Source organism: Bacteroides sp., from assembly GCF_052357945.1.
GTDB lineage: Bacteria > Bacteroidota > Bacteroidia > Bacteroidales > Bacteroidaceae > Bacteroides.
In genome coordinates this window covers 1-22,797 of the sequence record NZ_DAWCXD010000057.1, presented here as the reverse complement: position 1 = coordinate 22,797, position 22,797 = coordinate 1, and the positions used below count along the sequence as shown (strand labels likewise).

The window sequence follows — 22,797 nt, the reverse complement described above, 5'->3', positions numbered from 1 at the left end:
TAAACTGTATACTTTATGTGTGGTTACAGTTTAATTCGTTTCCCCACCGTTTTGATTCGCCACGATTGTAATTTAATGCAAATCATTAGTTGGTATATGGAAAAAATGACATATATATGGATAATAATCCTCATTTCGAAATAGTCTGCGATGTTTTTTTGTATTCGTTATTCCTTTTGGTTAGTTTTGCTTGTATAAATCTTAAAAAAACTATGAAAAGATGTATCTTTGTAACCAGCAATCAAAATAACCCCAAGCACTATATGAAATATAAATTATTATGCCTCTTCGTTTTATTAAGTTTTTCTTTATCGGATTTGTATGCTGATATTGAACTTAGTTCCAAACAAATGAGAACCAGTGATGGGCTACCTAGTAATTCTGTACGATGCATGTTTCAGGACAGTAAAGGGTTCTTATGGTTGGGTACTTTAGACGGATTGACCCGTTATGATGGAAATACTTTTCTTACTTATCAGTTGGAAAGTGGAAAACACGATCAGATTTCTTTAGCAGATAACAGAATAAAACATGTGGCAGAGGATAAGAACGGTTTTTTGTGGATAAAGACTGTACCGGAATTATTCAGCTGTTATGACCTACAGAAAGCTTGTTTTGTAGATTTTACCGGTACCGGAAGTGATGGAGAGAACTATTCGGAAATATTTATGTCCTCTAATGGAGATGTGTGGCTTTGGCATAGAAGGAACGGTGTACGTCAAATTGTTTGTGAGGACGATCGGACTATGACCTCTGTGAAGTTTAGAACGAAATTTGGAAACCTGCCCGATGACCGGATTAAATTTATAAATGAAGATTCTAGTGGCAGGATCTGGATTGGTACCATGCAGGGACTTGCGTCTGTTTATAAAGGGAAAGTTGAATTTATCGATAGGAAATTGAATTTTTCTTCTTCTTTCCCTCATGGAGAGGATATGTATTTTCTGACAAAGAGTGGAGATGTGTATCGTTGTGTAAATGGATCGAAAAAAATAGACTGTTTAGCGTCACTGTCTGCTATTGCCGGTAATACATCTGTCAGTACACATTCATTGATAAAAGATAAATGGGTTATATTTACTTCCAGCGAAGGGGTATATGAATTTGATTTTCAGAACTTTCAAATAACTCCTTGCCGGGAACTGAAAATAAATAATGGAAAAGTGATTCATGACAATTACGGAGATTGTTGGGCTTACAATAACACAGGACGAATTTATTATATAAACTCGAAGAGCGGAGAAATAAAGGATTTTCAACTGATCCCTGAAGAGAAGATGAAATATATAGATTATGAACGCTATCATGTGGTGCGTGATGACCGGGGGATTGTGTGGATTTCAACTTATGGAAACGGACTTTTCACCTACGATATTCAGGAAGATCGGTTGGAACACTTTGTTTCCGAAGGGAAGAATGCAGGACCTATAGGGTCAGATTTTTTGTTATGTTTGATGAAAGACAGAACAGGAGGGATATGGGTAAGCTCCGAATATTCCGGTTTGTCTCATATTTCCATTTCAAATAAAGGCATTACACATGTCTATCCAGAATCACCGGATGTTTTTGACCGTTCGAATACAATCCGGTTACTGACTAAAATGTCGAATGGAGATATATGGGTAGGAACGCGAAGAGGTGGATTGTATAATTATGATTCTCATCTGAAAACTAAGATAGATAATCATTATTTGCCCTATAATATTTATGCGATTTCAGAAGATAGTCAGGAGAATATATGGATAGGAACCCGGGGAGACGGACTAAAAATAGGAGATGCATGGTATAAAACGGATCCGTCTAATCCTTTTGCCTTATCTCATTCTAATATTTATTCCATTCTTCGTGATAAGAAAGATCGTATGTGGGTGGGAACATTTGGAGGAGGACTGGATCTGGCAGAATCAACGGAAAAAGGACAATACAAGTTCCGTCGTTTCTTTCAAGGAAAGAAGTATGGCTTACGGATAGTCAGAGTAATGGCAGAAGATGAGAAAGGGATGATATGGATGGGCACAAGTGAAGGTATCTGTATTTTCCACCCTGACTCATTGATCGCTAATGAAGATAACTATCATTTGTTCAGCTACACCGATGGCAATTTTTGCAGCAATGAGATTCGTTGCCTGTTTCGTGATAGTAAAGGGCGCATGTGGGTAGGTACTTCGGGTGCCGGGCTGAATCTATGCGAATTGGCAGACGACTGTCAGTCTTTGAAATATACACATTATGGAATAGCGGAAGGACTGGTTAATAATATGGTGCAATCTATTTTAGAAGATTATTCGGGACAATTATGGATTGCTACGGAATATGGAATTTCAAGGTTCAATCCCAACAGCCATTCTTTCGAGAATTATTTCTTCTCATCTTATACATTAGGAAATGTGTATAGCGAGAACAGTGCGTGTATGGGGGCAGACGGTAAACTGATTTTTGGAACAAACTACGGATTGACGATTATTGACCCGAAGAAGATTCCAACAGAAAGATTGTTTTCTCCTATTGTTATCACAGGATTGTCCGTTAATGGAATTCAGGTGAAGCCTAATATGCCGGGGTCTCCTTTGCAAGAATCTTTAGCCTATTCGGATAAGATTACATTGAAATATTTCCAGAATTCTTTTATGCTTGATTTTTCTACTCTCGATTATTCGGATAATGGTCAAATCAAGTATATGTATTGGCTGGAAAACTATGACAAGGGATGGAATGTTCCGTCTTCGTTAAGTTTTGCTACTTATAAATATCTGGAGCCGGGCACTTATATCTTCCATGTGAAATATTGTGATGGTGCCGGTATTTGGAATGATACCGAAACAACCTTGAAGATTGTTATCGTGCCTCCGTTTTGGAAAACGAATTGGGCTATGCTCGGATATTTCATCCTGATGTTGATAGCTTTGTACTTTACATATCGTATCATTTTTAATTTCAATAGGTTGCGCAACCGCATCAATGTTGAAAAACAACTGACAGAGTATAAACTGGTATTTTTCACAAATATCTCTCATGAATTCCGTACTCCGCTTACATTGATCCAAGGAGCATTGGAGAAAATGTATCGGACGGATGATATTCCACAAGCCTTATTGCATCCGTTGAAAGTCATGGATAAAAGTACACAACGTATGTTGAGGCTGATTAATCAGTTGCTGGAGTTCAGAAAAATGCAGAACAACAAGTTGGCTCTTTCTCTGCAGGAAACTGATGTAGTTGCTTTCCTGTACGAAATATATTTAAGTTTCAGTGACGTAGCAGAACAGAAGAATATGGATTTCCGCTTTTTGCCGTCTGTGCCATCCTATAAAATGTTTATTGATAAAGGTAATTTGGATAAGGTGGTGTATAACTTACTTTCAAATGCTTTTAAGTATACTCCTTCGGGTGGGACAATTCTGTTTTCTGTGAATGTGGATGAGGTGAAGAAGTGTTTATACATTCAGGTAGCGGATACCGGAGTAGGTATTCCTAAAGAAAAGCAGGGAGAATTGTTTAAACGTTTTATGCAAAGTAGTTTCTCCGGAGATAGCATTGGAGTAGGGTTGCATTTGAGCCATGAATTGGTGCAGGTGCATAAGGGAACGATTGAATATAAAGATAATGAAGGGGGAGGTTCCGTATTTACGGTATGTATTCCGACTGATAAAACTGTTTATTCGGAAAAAGACTTCTTGGTTCCCGGCAATCTCCTGTTGGAAGAAGCGAATATGCAGACTCACCATTTGCAGGAATTTTCAGAGGAATGTCAGGAACATGAGAAGGCTGTTACTTCATCGAGAAAACATAAAATACTAGTAATTGAAGACGATAATGATATTCGTGGATTCTTGCAAGAGGAACTAAGTGCTTATTTTGAAGTAGAAGTGGCAGCAGATGGAATATCCGGATTTGAAAAGGCATGCAACTATGATGCTGATCTAATTATCTGTGATGTGTTGATGCCCGGAATGACTGGTTTTGAAGTAACCAAGAAATTGAAAACAGACTTTGCGACAAGTCATATCCCCATTATTCTGCTGACTGCATTGACCTCGCCGGATAAACATCTGGAAGGTCTTGAGGCGGGAGCGGATATTTATATTGCGAAGCCATTTAGCTTTAAGCTTTTGCTTGCGCAAGTGTTCCGGCTGATAGAGCAATGCGAAAAGTTGCGGAAGAAATTCTCCAGTGAACCGGGAATAGTACGTCCTGCTTTATGTAACACGGACCGGGACAAGGAATTTGCAGACCAGTTGGTAGCTGTAGTCGAAAAGGTTTATTCTCAATACAATATTTCTATTGATGAATTTGCGCAAATGATGGGGATGGGACGAACTGTGTTTTATAAGAAATTACGCGGAGTGACAGGATACTCACCGAATGAGTATTTACGTGTTGTCCGAATGAAGAAGGCTGCCGAATTGTTTTTGACCGAAAGGAATCTGACTGTTGCGGAAGTCTCTTATAAGGTTGGTATTAACGATCCTCTTTACTTCAGCAAATGCTTTAAGGCACAGTTTGGAGTATCTCCTTCTGCTTACCAGAAAGGAGAAAGAAATAAAGCTTAGAGTTTACGTTGAATCTGGTCAACTTTTCATAGACCAGATTCAACGTAAGATTGTTTATCAACTATATATGGAGTCTAATTTGTAGATTTCACTTCCGGCAAGCAGGAAGCAGCCTGTACCGAAATCTTCAAAATCAGGAACTTTATCATAAGTGACAGGCTGACTGTCTTTCGGTTCTTTGCCGGTTCCCTGTACATAGCCAAGAAAACCATTCGGGTGAACTGCATCTTTCACCATGGCATTCCATGCTTTTATGATTACAGGCAGATATGTCTTTTTATCCAATAGCCCGTTACGTACCCCCCAGGACATGCCGTATACGAAAAGGGCTGTACCGGAAGTTTCTTTGCCTCCAAAGTTTGTCGGGTCGTGGAGGCTGACATTCCAAAAGCCGTCTTCACGCTGACATTGTTTCAGTGCTTTGCTCATAGTCAGAAAATCATCGATGTAATTCTGACGATGTTTTTCATCGGATGGAATTTCATTCATAATTCGTACTAAAGCTGCATATACCCATCCGTTTCCACGGCTCCAGTAACAGTCTTTACCATTCGGTTCTTTGTACGGAGGATCGAAATTATGATCTCGCCACCATAAACCGTCTTTGGGGTTGAACATTCCGTTTTCTCCATGCTGGTTGCGGGTATATTCATACATGTCCCACATCTTATCAAAGTATTTCTGTTCACCCGTAAGTTTTCCCATTTTGGCAAATATCGGCATCCCCATCTGGATGGCATCTATCCACCACCAATCATTTACTTGTGGAGTGTTGACCAGCATATCCATATTGGCTTTCGTTTTCCGTATTTTTTCAGGATCAGGGCAAATGTTGTATAAATCAAGATAGATTTGGCTGGCGCAGTAGTTATCAGCATTACGGGTGGTTGTTCCCCGGTGGAATCCCCATTGGTGATAATCTGCCCATTCCTTGGCATAGAGGTAATATTCGTCTGCAGGATAGATGGAATAGAGTGCCATTAGACCCTCGTAATACACACTCCGTGTCCAGATATTACTAGGACGAACCACTTGTTTGACAAAAGAAGGAGTGCGATAATCAGCATATTTCTTCATAAAATAGTCGTTCACCTGGAGGGTTACTTTGAGAATTTCTTTTTTATCGGGAACTGTCTGTGCTTTTATATTCCCATAACTCAATATTACTCCGATAAAAAATAGTATAAGATGCTTTTTCATTGTATAATAAATTAAATTACTACTGTTCTTAGATTTAGGTGCACAAAAGTGAACCTTTCTTTACCTGTTGCAAAGAAAATGCATTGTAAGGAAAGTAATATTGAAATTTGTACGGAAAATATGTAATATTAGACTTTACCGGTCGAGAGGAACTGTTTTATCTCTTCAGCAGTATCTGTGATGTGTTGAGGAGCAAACTCTTCCAGTTCCGTGCGTGGACGAAATCCCCATGTCACTCCGCAAGCGGTAACTCCTGCATTGGCAGCCGTTTGCATATCTACACCGGAATCGCCTACATAGAGAACATCTTCCTTTTGTACATTGGCCAGTTTTAATATATCAAAAACAACTGTCGGATCGGGTTTGACATTTATTCCTTCCCGTTGGCCGAAAACTGCTGTAAAGTGAATACCGGGAAAGTAGTGGGCAACCAGCTTTTCTGTGGCAGCCTGATATTTGTTGGATGCTACGGCAATTTGGATGCCTGCAGACTGCAGATAGGATAACAGTTCTGGAATGCCCGGATAAGGTCGGCTATCATCTGCATTGTGAATATCGTAATAAGGAACGAACTCATTGCGTACACGAAGTACATTTTCTTCCGTCTTTTCACCTTCGGGCAATGCGCGTTCAAAGAGTTTATTGATGCCATTACCTACCATGAAATTGTACTTTTCTATTTCATGAGTGGGGTATCCTAATTTATTTAAAGCATAATTGGTGCTGTGGGCAAGGTCGGCGATGGTATTCAGCAATGTTCCATCCAGGTCAAATATAACTAGTTTCTTCATTCTTACTGTATCTTATTATTCTCCTTTAATCTCTTTTACCGATACAAAAATAGGTAAAAAAGATAAGATAAAGAAATCCTTTCCTACTTGCCGGGTTTTTATCTTCTCCTTTGGAAAGAAGAACTTGGATAAAAAACAATCACATGCTTAACAGAATATTGAAGGGATAGAAATAAGAGGGATCAGTATGCGTGAGACACTGGGGATCAATTTGGTGAGATTTTCCAATTGAGCATCTTCCGCTCGGTATGTTCCATAGCCGAGAAGAGGGAGACGGTCAACGAATTGCTGATCAGAAATTATTAGTACCGGTCATACATGAGTAACAGGCATACGAAAGGCTTTAGTCTTTCGTATGCCTATATCTTATTTGCCAAAACCGTTCCGCTCCGGTCTTTTTCAGTTCTCCATTGGGCAGGTAATGGATGGAGGTCTTGACATCCGTTTTCCTATACTAACCACAGTTTTTCTGTCCGCATCACTATTATCGAGTGCGCCCGTCTCTTCCCTTACACCTACAGGATGCCCGTTACGATTATAGAAAGAATTATTCTTAATAATATCTGTGAGCAAAGAACAACGGCAAACGCCCGCAATATATTTTTATCGTAGCAACTTTATTTCACTTCCTGAAGCTTCTTTTCATACGCTTCCAGCTCTTTCCTGCTCCGGCTGGATGTTACCAGGTATACCCCCGAAAAGATAAGGAGCACCGCTATCGCCTTTGTCAGGTTGAACGAGTCCATTCCCCAACATACGGCTACGACGCAGGCTACAAGCGGCTGGATGTAATTGTACATTCCGGCTACCGTGGGGCGGAGATTTTTCTGCCCGACAACGACAAGCATATAGCTGATAAAGGTAGCACCTACCACTATAAAGGCAAGCCCGCCTATATCGGCAAGCGACAGGCTGCTCCATCGGGCATCCATCAGATCACCGGCAGAAAAAGGCAGCGTGCAGACGAATGAATAGGTAAACATCCACTTCATGATGGTGACCAATGAATACTTGCCCACAAAATCCTTGTAGAGGACAATATAAAGTGCATAGCAGAATTGTGCGAGCAGAACCAGCAGATCCCCCCAAATTGCAGTACTTTGCGAAACCGGAACATCAGTTTTCTGCCCGCTTCCCAGAATGAGCAGGAGCGCCCCTCCGGCACCGGCGGCAATGCCAAGCACCTTTTTCCCGGTAACAGGCTCTTTCAGGATGAAGGCTGCTAGAATCATGGCCCATAGCGGCATGCTGGTCGTGATAATAGAAGCATCGCCGGGTGAGCTCAGGCTGACACCGAAGATGAAGCATCCCTGGTTGAACACGACAGCCAGAAGCGAGGCAAAGAACAGGCTTATCAGGTCCTTATGGCTGACATGCTCGGGTTTCCTGAAAAAAGAGGTGAACCAGAAGAGCGCCATGGCACCTCCGATACGCAGGTCGGTTACGACGAACGGGGTGACGGCACCTCCGGCCATGATGAATTTAGAAACCGGGGACATCAGCCCCCACATGGCATTTGCCCCGAACATGGAGGCATGGCCCTTCCAACTAATTTTCTCCATTTTATTTTTTAGTCAAATCATTATTCATACAAAAGATTCACTCCTGTTTTCGGCGAAGTGAATCTTACAGTCGAAATAACAGTCACTCTTCCGGATTCAATAAGAAGTCCAGCCACCGTCAGCCACGAATACCGAACCGTTGACAAACGAGGCTTCATCCGATGCAAGGAAAAGAACGACCCTTGCAATCTCATCGGGAGTACATTTTCTCATGTTGGTAACATAACCGTCCGTTATTTTGTCTTCGATATCCTTCCATTCACCAATCGTATGGTCATGTGCTGAACGGGAACCTATCAGTTTCTCGCTGTTTACTCTCAGGTTCGTTTCTACACGTCCAGGAGCGACCGCATTACAACGGATATTCCTGTCCTTGTAATTGAACGCCACGTTTTTGGTGAGTCCTATCAGGCCGTGTTTGGATGCGACGTATGCCGCACCGCCTCCCCTGGCTCCTGTAAACCCGGCTATGGATGCTGTGTTGACAATCACCCCGCCGCCTTGTCTCTCAAAAACGGGGATGACTTTCCGGATACCGCGCATGGGGGCTGTCAGGTTCGTGGAAATCACCCTCTCCCAGATTTCGTCACTGACCTCTCCCGCTGGAAGAAGCTCGTCAAAAACTCCCGCATTGTTTACAAGGATGTCTATACGTCCGAACTTTTCCAGTGTCTCGTCCACCATCCGCTGTATACAGCTTTCTTTGGTGATGTCGGCTTCGATATCCGTCACTGTCCGGTTCTGCCGTTCCAGCATATCCATCACTTTCCTTACTTCCGTGCCGTCAATGTCCACTAGAACCACTTTGGCGCCTTCCCGTGCAAATAAGGCTGCTATCGCTTTTCCGTTGCCGGATGCCGCACCTGTGACAATGGCCACCTTGTCCCTCAGCCTTCCTTCCTGCCCTTGTGCAGTAACTTGTAATGCAGTTCCCATAAATAAAATAAATAATCCTGTAATTTTAAGCAATTTCATAATCCGTCAGTTTGGGGTGAATACTAAATTTTACTCCTCACTAATAATATGTGCAAAATTAGGAACCTCCCAAGCATATATTTTTGTACTTTTATACCATAATAATGAATAATACGACTATGTGGAAGGAAAATTTATACCAACCTGTTGAAATTCTGCTAAGGGAGCATGACGAATTCCCCATCGGGGAACATCGGCATTCCTTCTTTGAGATAGTCTATATCCTGGAAGGGAACGGAAAATTCCATGCGTACACGTTGGGGGATGAAAAAGAATGCCACGGATATACAGCGGGAGAGTTGTATCTGATTCCGCCGGAACGGGTACACCGGTTTACAATAGACAGCCACAGCCGATATGTCTTTATCCGTTTCACAAGGAATTATGTATCAGACTATGTTAACAGCTACATAGAGAAAACCCTCGAAATACAGTCCGGATTTAGAATCCAACCTTCCGGTCCTGATAGGGGCGTGCTCCGTTCCCTGATGGGTGTGACGGAAACCGAAGCGGCCAACAGGCAGGGGCTCTCCGGGCTGTTGCTGCAATACTATGTAAACAGTATCATACTGATCATATCAAGAAGCCTCTCGGAGATGATGCCAATATATGACCATACGGACAATGACAAGGCGCACTACATGCTCCAATATATCCAGCAGCATATCCACCAGCCGGAACTGCTCAAACTGGAGGTCCTGGCTGAAAAGTTCCATTTGTCCCCCGTTTATGCGGGCCGCTTCTTCAAACGTAACTTCGGGGAAGATTTCAGACGGTATGTATCAATGAACCGCTTGCGGAAAGTGGAGGAGATGCTTGTAAACACCCGCATGAGCATCAAGGAGATTGCTGCGGGGATGGGATACATAGACTCCTGTTATCTGAACAAGCTTTTCCGGCAGTATCATGGAATGACTCCTGCGCAATTCAGGAAACAGTACCTGAATATACGTGAAACAATAAGCTGATTGGCAATAGCCGGTCATACAACAGAAACAGGTCATTGCTAATGAGAATAGAGTACATCTGGCCGTCTTCTATTATTTCCGATTTGCTTGGCCTTACTGATTGTTTTTAACAGATAAAGCCGTGAGTGAAGTTACCTATGGCCTGGGATTTAGCTATACCCACCATTTAAGTCGGCCATTTAAAAAAGCAACCGGTTGTCTCCCACGGAATATGTTGCAGTAAAAATCAGACTTCTGTATGATTATTCCGGTATTCCGACGGTAAAACCCCTATACGCTTCTGTACATATCGGCTGAAATAAGAGAGGGATGAGAAATTCATCCGCTCTACGATTTCCGTTAATGGGAGCTCCTTCCGATTCAAACAACGGATGACCTCGTGAAGCGTAAAACGGTCTATCCAGTAAGACGCAGGCTCGCCGCCCACCTTTTTGCATATTTCCGAAAGGTAATGAGGCGTAATGCAAAGATGCGACGCATAATAAGACAAATCACGATGCCGGACATATTCTCCTTGATAAAGCATTTCAATGAATTTATCCGCCAGCTTCCGTTCTGAAACAGCCGGCTTCTCAAGGTGTGTTCCGTACCGGCCAGTATATCATTTTCTGTCTTTGCGTCCACAGTGCGGAACGGAATCTTGTCAAACATCCTTATCCATTTTCTCAAGCCGCTTTCTCCATAGCTGCAAATTGTCGGACGGTCGAACAGTAACGCATAAACAACCCTGAAACCGGCCTTCTCCAATAGAACGGCATATTCTCCTATAGACGGAAAATAAAAAGGAATGAAGTATTTCATGCCCGCTTTTTCAAAATTCAGTCGCAATGCCTCATGTACTTGAGCCGCACATCCCTTTCCCCCAAACTCGCAGACCAATTCTCCGCCGGCTTTCAGGGCACGGTTGATTTGTTTCAGCAACAAAGGTTGCTTGTCCTTGTCAATCCAATGGAATACAGCATTGGAAAAAAACGCATCCACCGGCTTTTGCACTGTAAAATCCAAGGCATCCGACTGCACGAACTCCAATTCCGGATTATACGCACGTTCTATCGGTTCTCCATAATCTTCCACGACAAATTCCCCTGCGCCATTCAGAATCGCAGCCAGCAGATGTCCGGTCAAAGCTGAATAATCGCTCCGTCCGGCGGTGATGTGCAGATGCAGATATGCTTTTTCATCCTCTGTTGATATGTTGCCGATAAGACTGGATATCTCCATTTGTTCACAGAAAGTCTTGTCCTCATAGGCTTTTGTCTTGGGATTGAAGAAACGGAGTGTCAGCCTGTTGATTACGCCGATCCCGATGATTGACCCGGACATGATTCTCTTTTCATTGCAAAAAGCTGTCAAAGCCTCTACAATTTCTTCGTGATTGTCAATGCTGACAATGTATTTACTGCCGATACGTTTATATGAATACATATTCTTCTTAAATTTGTGCGTTTGCCGGAGCGGATAACACTTCGGTAAACAGCATGATAAACAACAATCTTCTCATGACCGGTATGTCAGAATACTTGTGATGAAAGTTCCGGACGCTGGTCCTGATGCCAGTAAGGATAAGGTTTCGCTGTCTTGCTGGCAGTATCTAAGCGATTGACCTGTTCTGCCGTAAGCTGCCAGTCTACCGCACCGAGATTCTGCCGGAGTTGTTCCTCTGAACTGGCACCGATAACAAGACTGCATACTGTCGGACGCTGCAACAGCCAGTTCAATGCAACCTGCGCCACGGTCTTTCCTGTTTCCTCTGCCAGTTCGTCCAGCACATCCACAATATCATACAGCCGTTCATAGGATACAACGCTGTCCCTGACGGGCGCTCCTCCGCGTGCTACCCTCCCGTCTTGCGGCACGGGATTATTCCGGCGGTAACGGCCTCCCAGACGTCCGGCGGCCAGAGGACTCCAAACAACGGTACCTACCTGCTGGTCAATGCCAAGCGGCATCAGCTCCCATTCAAAATCCCGGTTGAGCAGGGAATAATACACCTGGTGCGCTACATACCGGCTCCATCCGCGGCGTTCGGATGCTGACAGGGACTTCATCAAGTGCCAGCCGGAAAAGTTGGAGCAGCCGATATACCGGATTTTGCCGCTCGTCACCAAATCGTCCAAAGCCCGCAAGGTTTCCTCCACCGGGGTGTTCGCGTCAAAACCATGGATATAATAAAGGTCTATATGGTCTGTACCGAGACGGCGCAGGCTCGCTTCACAAGCCTCTATCAGGTGAAATCGTGACGAACCTTCCTCGTTACGGGTTTCCCCCATCGGGAAAGTCCCCTTTGTGGCAATGAGCAGCCTGTTTCTTTTTCCGGATATGGCCTTGCCCAGAATCTCCTCGGAAAGTCCACGCGAGTACATGTCGGCGGTATCAAACATATTCAGTCCGGCTTCCAGGCACATATCAACCATACGGGTTGCTTCGTCCACCCCGGTGTGCCCCCATCCTTCGAAGCCATGAGAACCGCCGAATGTTCCTGTCCCCAATGTCAATGCCGGGACAAACAGTCCCGAACCATTCAATTTACGATATTCCATACATCATAAGATTTTAAACTGTTTATATTAGAAATCACATAAGTAACATAAGTACCGACAGGCAGGTAACCGCCGTCGTGAAGTAGCGGAATCCTTTTTCTGGTAATTTTTTTATCAGAAGAATACCTAGTGTCCCTCCAAGCAAGACAAATGGAAGGGTAAAGGCGTCCAATATCAACGATTGCGCGGAGATGTTGTCCCAGGCCCATACCTGTACAGGTATTTTCAGATAGTTAATCACGAGAAAGAACCATGCGTTAGTACCCACAAAGCTATACTTGGGCATCTTGACAGATAAAAGGTATATGGCCATGACCGGTCCGGCGGCATTTCCTATCATGGTAGTGAAACCGCCAAGTAACCCGAACACGGGTCCGTACCACCAGCAGGAAGACAGACAGTTTTCTTTTCCTTTCCAGTTCGACCAGAACATGACAATTAGAACAGCGAGCAGACAGCCACCCATCAGGTGCTTGAACTCCGCGGGCGGCACAACCTTGTCAACCAGCAGTGCCATTGCAAAACCGATTAGCGCGGCCGGAAGTAGTTTCAAGACATACGTCCATTCCGCGATGCGGCGATAGTATAGTACCGCCATCAAATCCGCCACGCACAAAATTGGCAATATCAGTCCGGTTGAAGCTTTTGCCCCAAACGTCACCGCCATTAAGGGCACTGCCAGCAGGCTTATGCCCTGAACACCTGTTTTCGACATGCCTATCAGCAAAGCAGAAAAGAACAGCATCCCCCAATCCGAAGGGGATTGCATCCACATGGAAAAATCCATAACCATTTCTTGTTACAGTCCGAGAACCCGTTTTAATTCTTGTCGCATGACATCGCCGTCCACCTCTGTCCCTGTCCAATATTTGACGGCTATCACAGCCTGATTGACCAGCATGTTCATTCCGGGCAGGACATGCTTACAACCTTTGGTTGTAGCATCTTTTACAAAATGCGTATAGACTGGGTTGGGTATACAGTCGGCAACGGTCATATAAGGCTTCAGTGAATCGACATGGATATTCAGCCGTTGCTCGGTATTGGGATACAATCCGACAGAAGTGGCATTGATGACAATATCAGTATCGGACGGAATCTCGAAAGTGTGATTCCACAATATGAAAGAGGCTTTCGCCGGGGTATACCGGTTAAGCAGATCCGCCAATACTTGTCCGGCTTCATCGATATTCAGTATTGTAATCTCGGATGCGCCGGCCAATGCCATCTCTACACAGATCGCACGTGATGCTCCTCCGGCGCCGAATACAACCAGTTTCTTGCCTTGTATGGACGTTACTTCCGATATGGACTTTACGAAACCTTTTCCATCCGTGTTTTCTCCCCTTATTTTTCCGTCCTTTTCTATTATTACCGTATTGACGGCACCGATGATACGGGCGGATTCCCCAAGCTCGTCGAGATACTTGATAACTTCCACCTTGTTCGGGATGGAACAATTGAAGCCGCACCAACCCATCGCTTTGGCTCCGGCAACGGCCGCCTCCAGATTTTCAGGTCCTACTTCACAGTTAATGTAGCGGTAATGCAGTCCGTGATGACGGAATGCGGCCTCCATGATTGCCACGGTCGGATTTTCTGCCGCCGGCTTTGCAAAAGAACCTAGTAATGCCGGGAGGAAGCCTAGGGGCGGATTGTAATTTTTTTGTTCATTGATACTCATAACAGGATAATTTATATTGGAAATTAATTTCGATTAGAGTATTTCTTGGTTCGGAATTAGTCTCTCACAGAATTCGATTTTTTCTTCATTGGGACCGATTATCGTAAAAAAACGAACACCATGTTTCCAAAAAGGCAAATATTGTACCTTGTCGTCCAATATTTTGTAACCGGACTTTTTGACTATAGAAAATATGGAATCTATATCCGTTACATCCAAAGCGATGTGGTCTATCGCTCCGGATTTCATTACAGCATGTTTGTTGTCATAAATTTCTATAATCAAACTTCCTTGTTGTAGGAATACGACATCCCCTTCATTACGTTTATTAGTAGTCTGCCATACCACTTCAAACCCAAGTCCCTCATAGAAAAGCGTACTTTTTTGAATATCATTTGTCGGGATACCGACATGTTGAATTCCTTTAATTTTCATTTTTGTATCCATATCATTTAAAATTTATGATTTTATGTTTTTACATTACTATATCGTTCATAAACAATCTATTATATTATCATATTGATGTTGCAAAATTAAGGCATATTTTTTATTTGTTGTTCCATTGCATTTGCTGTTTATTCTATTATATTTGCATAAAATAAAAAAACAAAATATGCCTATACTGGAACGGAAAATCATTCATGACCGGACTACATTATGCAGCCGCATATTATACCCCCAGTTCGTGTTGCCCCGGCATAAGCATGCCGAATACGAAATCATGCTGTTCACAGGTGGAAGTGGCAAGCAGTTTGTGGGAGAAGGGGTTTGTGACTATAAGGAAGGCGACATAGCCATGATAGGGAGCAACGTACCGCACCTGCATTTGTGCAATGCCAAATTGAACCCGACGATGGGACTCGAAGCGAGTGCCGGAGTGGCATTACAGTTTCATCCGACCATTTTTCCCATGTCCATGGAAAAACTGCCGGATTATTTACCCATTTACGGGCTGTTGCAGAAAAGCCAGTACGGAATACGTTTTTACGACAAAAATTTATATGAAGAGTTATTGCAACGGTTCCAGGAGTTGGAAAGGGTGGAGCACACGGCTCGGTTGATACATTTTTTTCAAATTTTAGAACGGTTATGCCAGTGTAAGAAAACAAACATTCTTTCAAATGTTGCTTATAACAGTTCGAATCTTCTGCTGGAAGTCAATGAACCTGTCAATCGGGTGTATGCCTATCTTTTCAACCATTTCAAAGAAAAAATCACATTGAAAGAAATAGCAGACTATGTGAAACAGAATCCCTCAGCTCTTTGCAGATATTTCAAACAACGTACTGATAAGAATATCTTCCAATGCCTCGCTGAAATACGGATTGAACATGCCTGTAAATTATTGGCTTATTCCAATCTGACTATAGCACAAGTGGCTTATGAATCCGGCTATAATTATGTACCTCATTTTATTGTGCAATTTGAAAAAATAGTCAAGCGAACACCAAGCGAATATAAATCGCAAATTGACAGCTTGTAAAAAAAGTGTACCCATATATCTTACCGAATTTGTGGTACAAAATAGAATACTAAATCACAAACTATATCTATCGATACAATATTGGGATACACAAACAATAGGTGTGACTTCGGAGCATATTCTTGTAGACGGCTGGCGGTGTTTTCGCCGTTAAACCGTTCTGTTTTCGTTTACTCAAAAGACAACTTGCTGTCCGCAGGAGCGGACCACGTATCTCCAATAATTATTGTGTATCAGACCATTGTGTGGCTATTTCCCTGTGGTTTGTGTGACTTTTCCATCAGATATTTGCCGGCTGTTCTCCCCATTAAAAGGTGGATATCTCTCCATAACCATGTGATTTACGCCCATAATTTGAGGATAAGGAGGCACATCTATGGGAAATCAGCTCTTTTCATACCCTATTCTCCATTAATGGATTGCAACTTATACACTTCTGTAGACCGATAATTTAAGAATCCGTATCAGGATGGATGCATGCTCCCACACCTACACATAAGGATTAAAAGGGGCGGTGGACAAGGAAAAGGAATCCCACCCGCTTTTCCACGCTGCTACGGCAGCGGACCTCTGACGCCACCTCCGCATAGGAAGAACCGTCCGAACGTAGCGGCATGTCCGTCCCCCTCCCGTCATGTGTATTATGGCAATAACCGACTTTGAATGACTATAAGTGACAGGTGGTTCCGTCCTGTACTCTTCTTCCTTTATTTTGTATTTCGATACAATACCAGTTGTGTAATTTAATAATTTAAGATTTTAAGATATTTTTACTCTTTTTCGTTCGTCATTTATCCTTTTTTCTGCCGCAAAGTTTGGAAAAAAGGAAATGTAAAAATAGGGCTGACGGATACCGCCAGCCCTATTTTTTATCTGTAACACACTTATTATCAATACCTATTTCTTTTATTTTTTGTTTGCCCGAATGAAACTAGAAGTTTCAAACCAGGGACTAAATTTGAAACTATTTCTTAGTAATCCGGAACCAGTCTACATCTGCCCATCCTCCGTCGTTAGTGACGATAGCCGGTCGTGTGCAGAACATTCCGACCTTTGTGCCAATCCATTGTCCTTCTCTTGCCTGGAAAGGATTGCCTAGTGGCTGATATTTCTTTCCGTCAAGGCTGTAGCTGAAGTTACACATCACAATGAGATCGTGTCCGCCTTCGCTGCCTTTGATCTTCTTGCCGTCATAGCTGAAACGAACTTTCAGGTAAACAGTATTTTGAGAAAGATCCACAGAAGCATTTGCCTGTTCCGGTTTTCCTTTATCTGCTTTTTTACATTCAACTTGAGACAGGACCGGACCTTTATCTGTATTTTCCAGAATGATTCCGGCATAATCTCTACCCATTACAACCAGTCCGGTGCGTTCACCTTTATTTTTAGGATTAGGGATAAACGTAAGTTTCATTGTTGCAGTGAAATTGTCAGAAGGCGTTTTCTGTAGAAGTAGGTTGGCTACATCCCACAGATTTTTATAGTCATTCAAAACCGGATAGGAGTATAATCTTATATAGCTCTTATCACCTGCATAGTATGCCCATTTTTCATTGATGTTGGCATGCCATTGCCATTGTGGAGAGAGGGTATATCCGTCGAACTCGTCACTTTCCTGCGGAGTGCAGATAGGATATGTCTGACCTACATTCGGCTTTTTATAAGTAAGAACAGGTTCGCCACAGCCGTCACCGTCTTTGTCTATGCCGATCACAGGCCAGTCGTTTACCCATTTCATAGGCTGAAGATGCATGATACGTCCGTAAGCACCCACATCCTGAAAGTGAAGGAACCAATCTTCTCCGGTAGGAGTATCTACCCATGCACCCTGATGAGGACCGTTGACAAGAGAATTACCTTGCGCAAGTACGGTTTTCCATTCGTAGGGACCATAGATGTTTTTAGAACGTAGTACAACCTGCCAGCCTGTTGGTACGCCACCGGCCGGATGGAAGATATAATAATAGTCGTTTCTCTTATACATTTTAGGACCTTCGCAAGTCTGATGTGCTTCATGACCATCGAAGATTATGCGTGAAGGAGTGATGGCTTTTGTTGCTTCTGCATTTAGTTCGCAGATGGTGATTACACTTTTCAGCCCGGCACGACTTCCTGCGTATGCATGTACCATATACACTTTCCCGTCTTCATCCCAAAACGGGCAGGTGTCAATAATTCCTTTTCCCGGTTTCACCAGGACTGGCTCGCTCCACGGACCTTTCGGGTCTTTGGCTTTCACCATAAAAGCTCCCTGGTCAGGATCTCCCCAAAAGATATAGAACTCTCCGTTGTGATGGCGAATGGCTGGAGCCCAGACACGGTTGCCATGTTCTGGCCGTTCCGGAGTTTCGATGGGAGAGAGAGCATTGGGGATGGCGGCACCGATAATCGTCCAGTTCACCAAGTCCTTGGAATGTAGGATTTGTAATCCGGGTAAACAGTTGAAACTGGATGAAGTCATATAGAAATCATCTCCTACGCGGCAAGCGTCAGGATCGGAGTAATCGGCATAAAGTACCGGATTTTTGTATTTACCGTTTCCGAGGTCGGAAACCCATACCTCAGATACATAGTTTTTTTGTGCTACTGCGGTGAAGACCGTTAATAGGCAAAAAGCTAAAGTCTGTGTCAATCGTTTCATGTTATAGATTATATTTATATAAGTGATTTGCTGGTTTTATCTGGTGACAAAGGTAGAAAAAAAGACTCTGCACAAGGAGGAATATTTGTGCAGAGTCATAGAAAAATTGGTAGAAACCTCGTAATTTTTGTTTAGTTGTATATGTATCTACCTTATCACCTTTACAGTTACCGGGTGAGCCAACTCTTCTTTCCATTCACGGAGATAGGCAAACCATGCTTCCGGTGTTTTATATCCGAAAGTTTCTTTCATCGAAGTAAAAGTCGTATGATACTGGAAATATTTATTTCCCGGAGCGGCAATCGTATAAAGGAAGTTAGCTTTATCCTTTTCTTCCGATTTCACATAACGTTGAGGAATGCAAGTGCCCAGTCCTACGGTTTCTTTAGCATATTTCACAGTGTCGTTTACAGGCCAGTCTGTTCCCCAACTTCCTACAAGACCTTTATGATCGGAGAAAGATTTGGAAGTACCTACAATGTCTTGTACACCTGTGCAGAAAACTTCTTTATTGAGCGGTTCGTCAAAGAATGCTTCAATATGAAGATCGCGATGTCCTGCATAGAGCGTGTAGCGTGTCATCATATTCAGTTCTGTATCCTGATATTTCCATCCGGTCACTTCAATTTCAGCAATCACACGTACCGGTCCGTAAGAAATGATACGTTCCGTGCGGGTATCCACCGGAGTGATGTGGGTAGCTTGCTGTCCGTCCCAACCTTTCAACGCGCCCGGTCCGCAACTGTCGAACACACGGAGCACGTCATCTCCGAATCCTTTAGCTAACTGCTCATCCGTCGGATAGAACTGCGATTCTTTGATTTCCAGCCCTTTGTTGAACTTGCCATAAATATCCGGCGTCTGTTTCTCATTGAAATAAAGGCGGTATCCTACCAGTTCCGATTCCAATACCGGACCATGAGGACGTACCATACTGTATATGTTACTAGTACCGGGAACAGTGATAGCTTGTACCCGCTGATGCTTTCCTTTCCGGTTGTCTACGATAAACATGTCGGCATAAACTCGTTCAGGATAAGTCTTTGTACTCTTTTCTGAAGAAAGTGTAATCTGGAATGTTTTTCTACCATGAGCAGGAAGATCGGCAACAAAAGCCAGTTCGTCCATCTTACGGTCTCTGTTCAGATCGTCCAACTGGGAAGCTATTTCCTTGGTCCCTTCCATGACAATGGCAGACTTTACTTTGAAACCTGCGTGCAGTTCATGCAAATTGATGACAATCGGAGCGTCCGTTTTTGCCTGATTCCAGTTGTTCTGCACTTCAACTGTGATGGTTTTCTCCTGTTTCTGCGCTTGGGCAGACAGGCTGAAAGCTCCTAAAAAGAAAGTAATAATAAAAAGATTCTTCTTCATGTTTCTAAGGCTGAAATTATACGTCGTATTTCTCCTTGCAAAAATAGCAGAAAAAATAGCAGACTGTGTCTCTTTTGAGGAGATTATAGTCTGCTATTTGAGCTTTTTACTCTATATAATGATATTGTGGTTTCTATTTTGCATCACAGAATGGCAATGAGTTTTTATTTGAGACTTAAAATCTCCTCTTTTGCACCTAATTCCTCATAAACCTTTCCGTCTATAGTCAGATTCTTGGCATTCTTAACGTTTAATATATTGTTGCCTTTAGAAGATTCTACATAAATATTTTCCAAAGTAACTCCGTCCACCTGACTGATAACAACTCCATCCGCAGCTTCCGTCATCACAACGTTTTTAACGGTAATATTGCTGATGGGCATTTCCGGCAGTCCGTTGAAGAACATGGCACGTCCCGAACCTCTGCAAACAATATTGGAAATATGAATATTGCGGAAAGCAGGTGTTTCTTCCGTCACCGGAGGAATGGCAGTCTTCATGCGGCTCAACAGATCTTCTTCCGATTCTTCACCGGCACCTTTTCCACCGTAGAACAAGTCGAACAATAAGGGTTCATTCGGAATATTAATCATATTGATATTGTTAATGTAGATGTTTTCTACCACACCGCCACGTCCGCGGGTACTCTTGAAACGTAAACCTACATCTGTACCCATAAATGTGCAGTCCTCTACATAGATATTTTTCACACCGCCGGACATTTCACTACCTACCACGAATCCACCATGTCCGTGCAATACTGTATTGTTTTTCACGATAACGTTCTGGCAAGGTTCTCCACGACGGCGTCCATCTTCGTCTTTACCGGATTTGATACAGATGGCATCATCTCCCGCATCAAACACACTATTGATAATCAGAGCGTTTTTACAAGATTCCAAGTCGATAGCATCACCGTTTTGAGAATACCAGGGGTTGATGACCATGATATTATTTACTGTGAAATCTTCGCAAGACAAGGGGTGCAGACACCAGCTTGGTGAGTTTTTGAAAGTAACGCCTTCCAACAGTACCTTTTTACTTTTAACGATACTCAACAGTACCGGACGCAACCACGGACGGATTTCTGCCCATTCTTCATCTGTGTTGATACCTTCGGGGACATTGAAGTCTTTGCAAGCCATTGCACCTTTCAGTGAGCCGGCAGTGGGATACCATATCTCTTGTTTCTCGTCGAGAACACCTCCCGAGTTTACCAGCTTTTTCCATTGTGAAGCAGTCAGCTTTCCTTTTTTTACCGGACGCCAGCAGTCACCGTTTCCGTCAAATGTACCATGTCCGGTGATAGCGATATTTTCTGCATTGCGTGCTGAAATCGGCGATTGGCAACGACGAGTCTCGAGTCCTTCGAAAGAAGTGGCAATGATAGGATATGCTTCAAAATCACCGGTGAAAAGTACCAGTGCATTTTGTTCCGTATATAGATTTACATTGCTCAACAGCTCAATCGGACCAGTCAACCAGACACCTTCCGGGATAATCACTTTACCCCCTCCGCGTTGATTCACGTCTTTAATAGCATCGTTGATAGCTTTGGTATTCAGGAACAGACCGTCTCCTTTGGCTCCGAATTTCTCAATGTTTACTTCGTAAGCAGGGAAAACCGGTTGCTGTACTTTCGGCATTTCAAAAGGTAAATTCTGGTAAAGAGCGTCACTGATTGAGCTTTCTTTTACAGCAGTCTCGCTTTGTTTACATCCCGATGAGATAAACGGTAAACAGCATACGGCCATCCAGAAGAGTCTTTTTGTCAATGTGTTCATTTAGTAACTTAATTTCTATAGGGTTATACATCTATTGTTTTTCTTGGTAGTTGGTTGATGATTAATAAGGATGATTTCATAATTCTTATGTCCTTCCGCAGGCGATCTGTCGCAGGCAGCCTGCAGGAGAGGAATAAGACGAATTCATGTTAACCTAATTCTAACCTTAAATAAATATTATGAAAAAACCTCTTAATTATCGATTGCAAAGATAGGTGGGAAAGCCTAAGGCGATGTGGACTAATTGATAGATTACGTGTATTTTTTGTCATTTCTGTCTATTATTTGCACACTTCTCGTGTTTTTATGCAGAAAGTTCCTATCTTTGCACAAAATTTAACTATTAAAAGATATGAGTTACAACTTGTTGAAAGGAAAAAGAGGTATTATCTTCGGTGCTTTGAACGATCAGTCTATTGCCTGGAAAGTGGCAGAGCGTGCCGTAGAAGAAGGTGCAACCATTACATTATCAAATACTCCGATGGCTATCCGTATGGGAGAAGTCGATGCTTTGGCCCAAAAATTAAATTGCCAAGTTGTTCCGGCAGACGCCACTAGCGTAGAAGATTTGGAGAATGTATTCAAGACCTCCATGGATATACTGGGTGGACAAATTGATTTTGTACTCCACTCTATCGGTATGTCTCCCAACGTGCGCAAGAAACGTACTTACGATGACCTTGACTATGGAATGTTGGATAAGACATTGGATATTTCAGCTGTTTCATTCCACAAAATGATTCAGTCGGCCAAGAAACTGAATGCTATTGCTGATTATGGTTCTATCGTTGCTTTGAGCTACGTAGCCGCACAGCGTACTTTCTATGGCTATAATGATATGGCAGATGCAAAGGCTTTGTTGGAGTCTATTGCTCGCAGCTTCGGTTACATTTACGGACGCGAACATAGCGTACGTGTGAACACGATTTCACAGTCGCCTACATTTACTACTGCCGGTTCGGGCGTGAAGGGTATGGACAAACTGTTCGACTTCTCCAACCGTATGTCTCCGCTCGGAAATGCAACGGCTGACGAATGTGCCGATTATTGCATCGTGATGTTCTCCGATCTTACCCGTAAGGTGACTATGCAGAACTTATTCCATGACGGTGGATTCTCCAGCGTAGGTATGAGTCTTCGTGCCATGGCTACTTACGAGAAAGGACTCGATGAGTACATGGACGAAAATGGTAACATCATTTACGGATAAAAGATTATGAAACTACGGATCTCTCTTCTTATTAT

At 43.0% G+C, this 22,797-nt stretch carries 15 protein-coding genes and 2 pseudogenes; 4 read left to right on the top strand and 13 right to left on the bottom strand.

Annotated features, from left to right (window positions below; translation table 11 throughout):
- Positions 1-263: 263 nt before the first annotated feature.
- Complete coding sequence (locus tag ACT8YW_RS11990; RefSeq protein WP_444105155.1) at positions 264-4,550, top strand: hybrid sensor histidine kinase/response regulator transcription factor; 4,287 nt, start codon at positions 264-266, stop codon at positions 4,548-4,550.
- 57 nt (positions 4,551-4,607) lie between these two features.
- Here the strand turns inward: ACT8YW_RS11990 and ACT8YW_RS11985 are convergent, their stop codons facing one another.
- From ACT8YW_RS11985 to ACT8YW_RS11970, 4 genes are all read right to left on the bottom strand, one after another.
- Complete coding sequence (locus ACT8YW_RS11985; protein WP_444105142.1) at positions 4,608-5,750, bottom strand: glycoside hydrolase family 88/105 protein; 1,143 nt, start codon at positions 5,748-5,750, stop codon at positions 4,608-4,610.
- A 128-nt stretch (positions 5,751-5,878) separates the two neighbouring features.
- Positions 5,879-6,541 (bottom strand): HAD family hydrolase, encoded by a 663-nt coding sequence (locus ACT8YW_RS11980; protein ID WP_444105140.1) that lies wholly within the window; start codon positions 6,539-6,541, stop codon positions 5,879-5,881.
- A 617-nt stretch (positions 6,542-7,158) separates the two neighbouring features.
- Positions 7,159-8,103, bottom strand: a complete 945-nt coding sequence (locus tag ACT8YW_RS11975; protein WP_444105138.1) for a DMT family transporter — start codon at positions 8,101-8,103, stop codon at positions 7,159-7,161.
- Positions 8,104-8,199: 96 nt separating this feature from the next.
- Entirely contained in the window at positions 8,200-9,078 is an 879-nt protein-coding gene (locus ACT8YW_RS11970) for an SDR family oxidoreductase (RefSeq protein WP_444105136.1), read from the bottom strand.
- 119 nt (positions 9,079-9,197) lie between these two features.
- On the opposite strand from ACT8YW_RS11970, the gene ACT8YW_RS11965 reads away from it, so the two are divergent.
- Positions 9,198-10,046, top strand: coding sequence for a helix-turn-helix domain-containing protein (locus ACT8YW_RS11965; protein WP_444105134.1), 849 nt, complete (start codon positions 9,198-9,200; stop codon positions 10,044-10,046).
- 226 nt (positions 10,047-10,272) lie between these two features.
- Here the strand turns inward: ACT8YW_RS11965 and ACT8YW_RS11960 are convergent.
- From ACT8YW_RS11960 to ACT8YW_RS11935, 6 genes and pseudogenes are all read right to left on the bottom strand, one after another.
- Positions 10,273-10,593: pseudogene (locus ACT8YW_RS11960) on the bottom strand (helix-turn-helix domain-containing protein); the annotation flags it as partial.
- Positions 10,594-10,976: 383 nt separating this feature from the next.
- Positions 10,977-11,471, bottom strand: a pseudogene (locus ACT8YW_RS11955) (PCC domain-containing protein); the annotation flags it as partial.
- An 86-nt stretch (positions 11,472-11,557) separates the two neighbouring features.
- Entirely contained in the window at positions 11,558-12,586 is a 1,029-nt protein-coding gene (locus ACT8YW_RS11950; protein WP_444105132.1) for an aldo/keto reductase, read from the bottom strand.
- A gap of 34 nt (positions 12,587-12,620) precedes the next feature.
- Complete coding sequence (locus ACT8YW_RS11945; protein WP_444105130.1) at positions 12,621-13,373, bottom strand: sulfite exporter TauE/SafE family protein; 753 nt, start codon at positions 13,371-13,373, stop codon at positions 12,621-12,623.
- Positions 13,374-13,385: 12 nt separating this feature from the next.
- Complete coding sequence (locus ACT8YW_RS11940) at positions 13,386-14,270, bottom strand: shikimate dehydrogenase family protein (RefSeq protein ID WP_444105128.1); 885 nt, start codon at positions 14,268-14,270, stop codon at positions 13,386-13,388.
- A 33-nt stretch (positions 14,271-14,303) separates the two neighbouring features.
- The gene (locus ACT8YW_RS11935; RefSeq protein WP_444105127.1) at positions 14,304-14,717 is read right to left on the bottom strand and encodes a VOC family protein; all 414 of its coding nucleotides are present in this window, start codon (positions 14,715-14,717) and stop codon (positions 14,304-14,306) included.
- A 166-nt stretch (positions 14,718-14,883) separates the two neighbouring features.
- Between ACT8YW_RS11935 and ACT8YW_RS11930 the strand changes: the two genes are divergently transcribed.
- On the top strand, positions 14,884-15,753 hold the full coding sequence (locus ACT8YW_RS11930; protein ID WP_444105125.1) for an AraC family transcriptional regulator: 870 nt from the start codon (positions 14,884-14,886) through the stop codon (positions 15,751-15,753).
- A 964-nt stretch (positions 15,754-16,717) separates the two neighbouring features.
- Here the strand turns inward: ACT8YW_RS11930 and ACT8YW_RS11925 are convergent.
- From ACT8YW_RS11925 to ACT8YW_RS11915, 3 genes are all read right to left on the bottom strand, one after another.
- Complete coding sequence (locus ACT8YW_RS11925; RefSeq protein ID WP_444105122.1) at positions 16,718-18,394, bottom strand: glycoside hydrolase family 43 protein; 1,677 nt, start codon at positions 18,392-18,394, stop codon at positions 16,718-16,720.
- A gap of 147 nt (positions 18,395-18,541) precedes the next feature.
- On the bottom strand, positions 18,542-19,768 hold the full coding sequence (locus tag ACT8YW_RS11920) for a DUF4861 domain-containing protein (RefSeq protein ID WP_444105120.1): 1,227 nt from the start codon (positions 19,766-19,768) through the stop codon (positions 18,542-18,544).
- A 164-nt stretch (positions 19,769-19,932) separates the two neighbouring features.
- On the bottom strand, positions 19,933-21,552 hold the full coding sequence (locus ACT8YW_RS11915; RefSeq protein ID WP_032848485.1) for a glycoside hydrolase family 28 protein: 1,620 nt from the start codon (positions 21,550-21,552) through the stop codon (positions 19,933-19,935).
- Between the two features lie 352 nt (positions 21,553-21,904).
- Between ACT8YW_RS11915 and ACT8YW_RS11910 the strand changes: the two genes are divergently transcribed.
- On the top strand, positions 21,905-22,762 hold the full coding sequence (locus tag ACT8YW_RS11910; RefSeq protein ID WP_004324962.1) for an enoyl-ACP reductase FabI: 858 nt from the start codon (positions 21,905-21,907) through the stop codon (positions 22,760-22,762).
- The last annotated feature ends 35 nt before the right edge of the window (positions 22,763-22,797 follow it).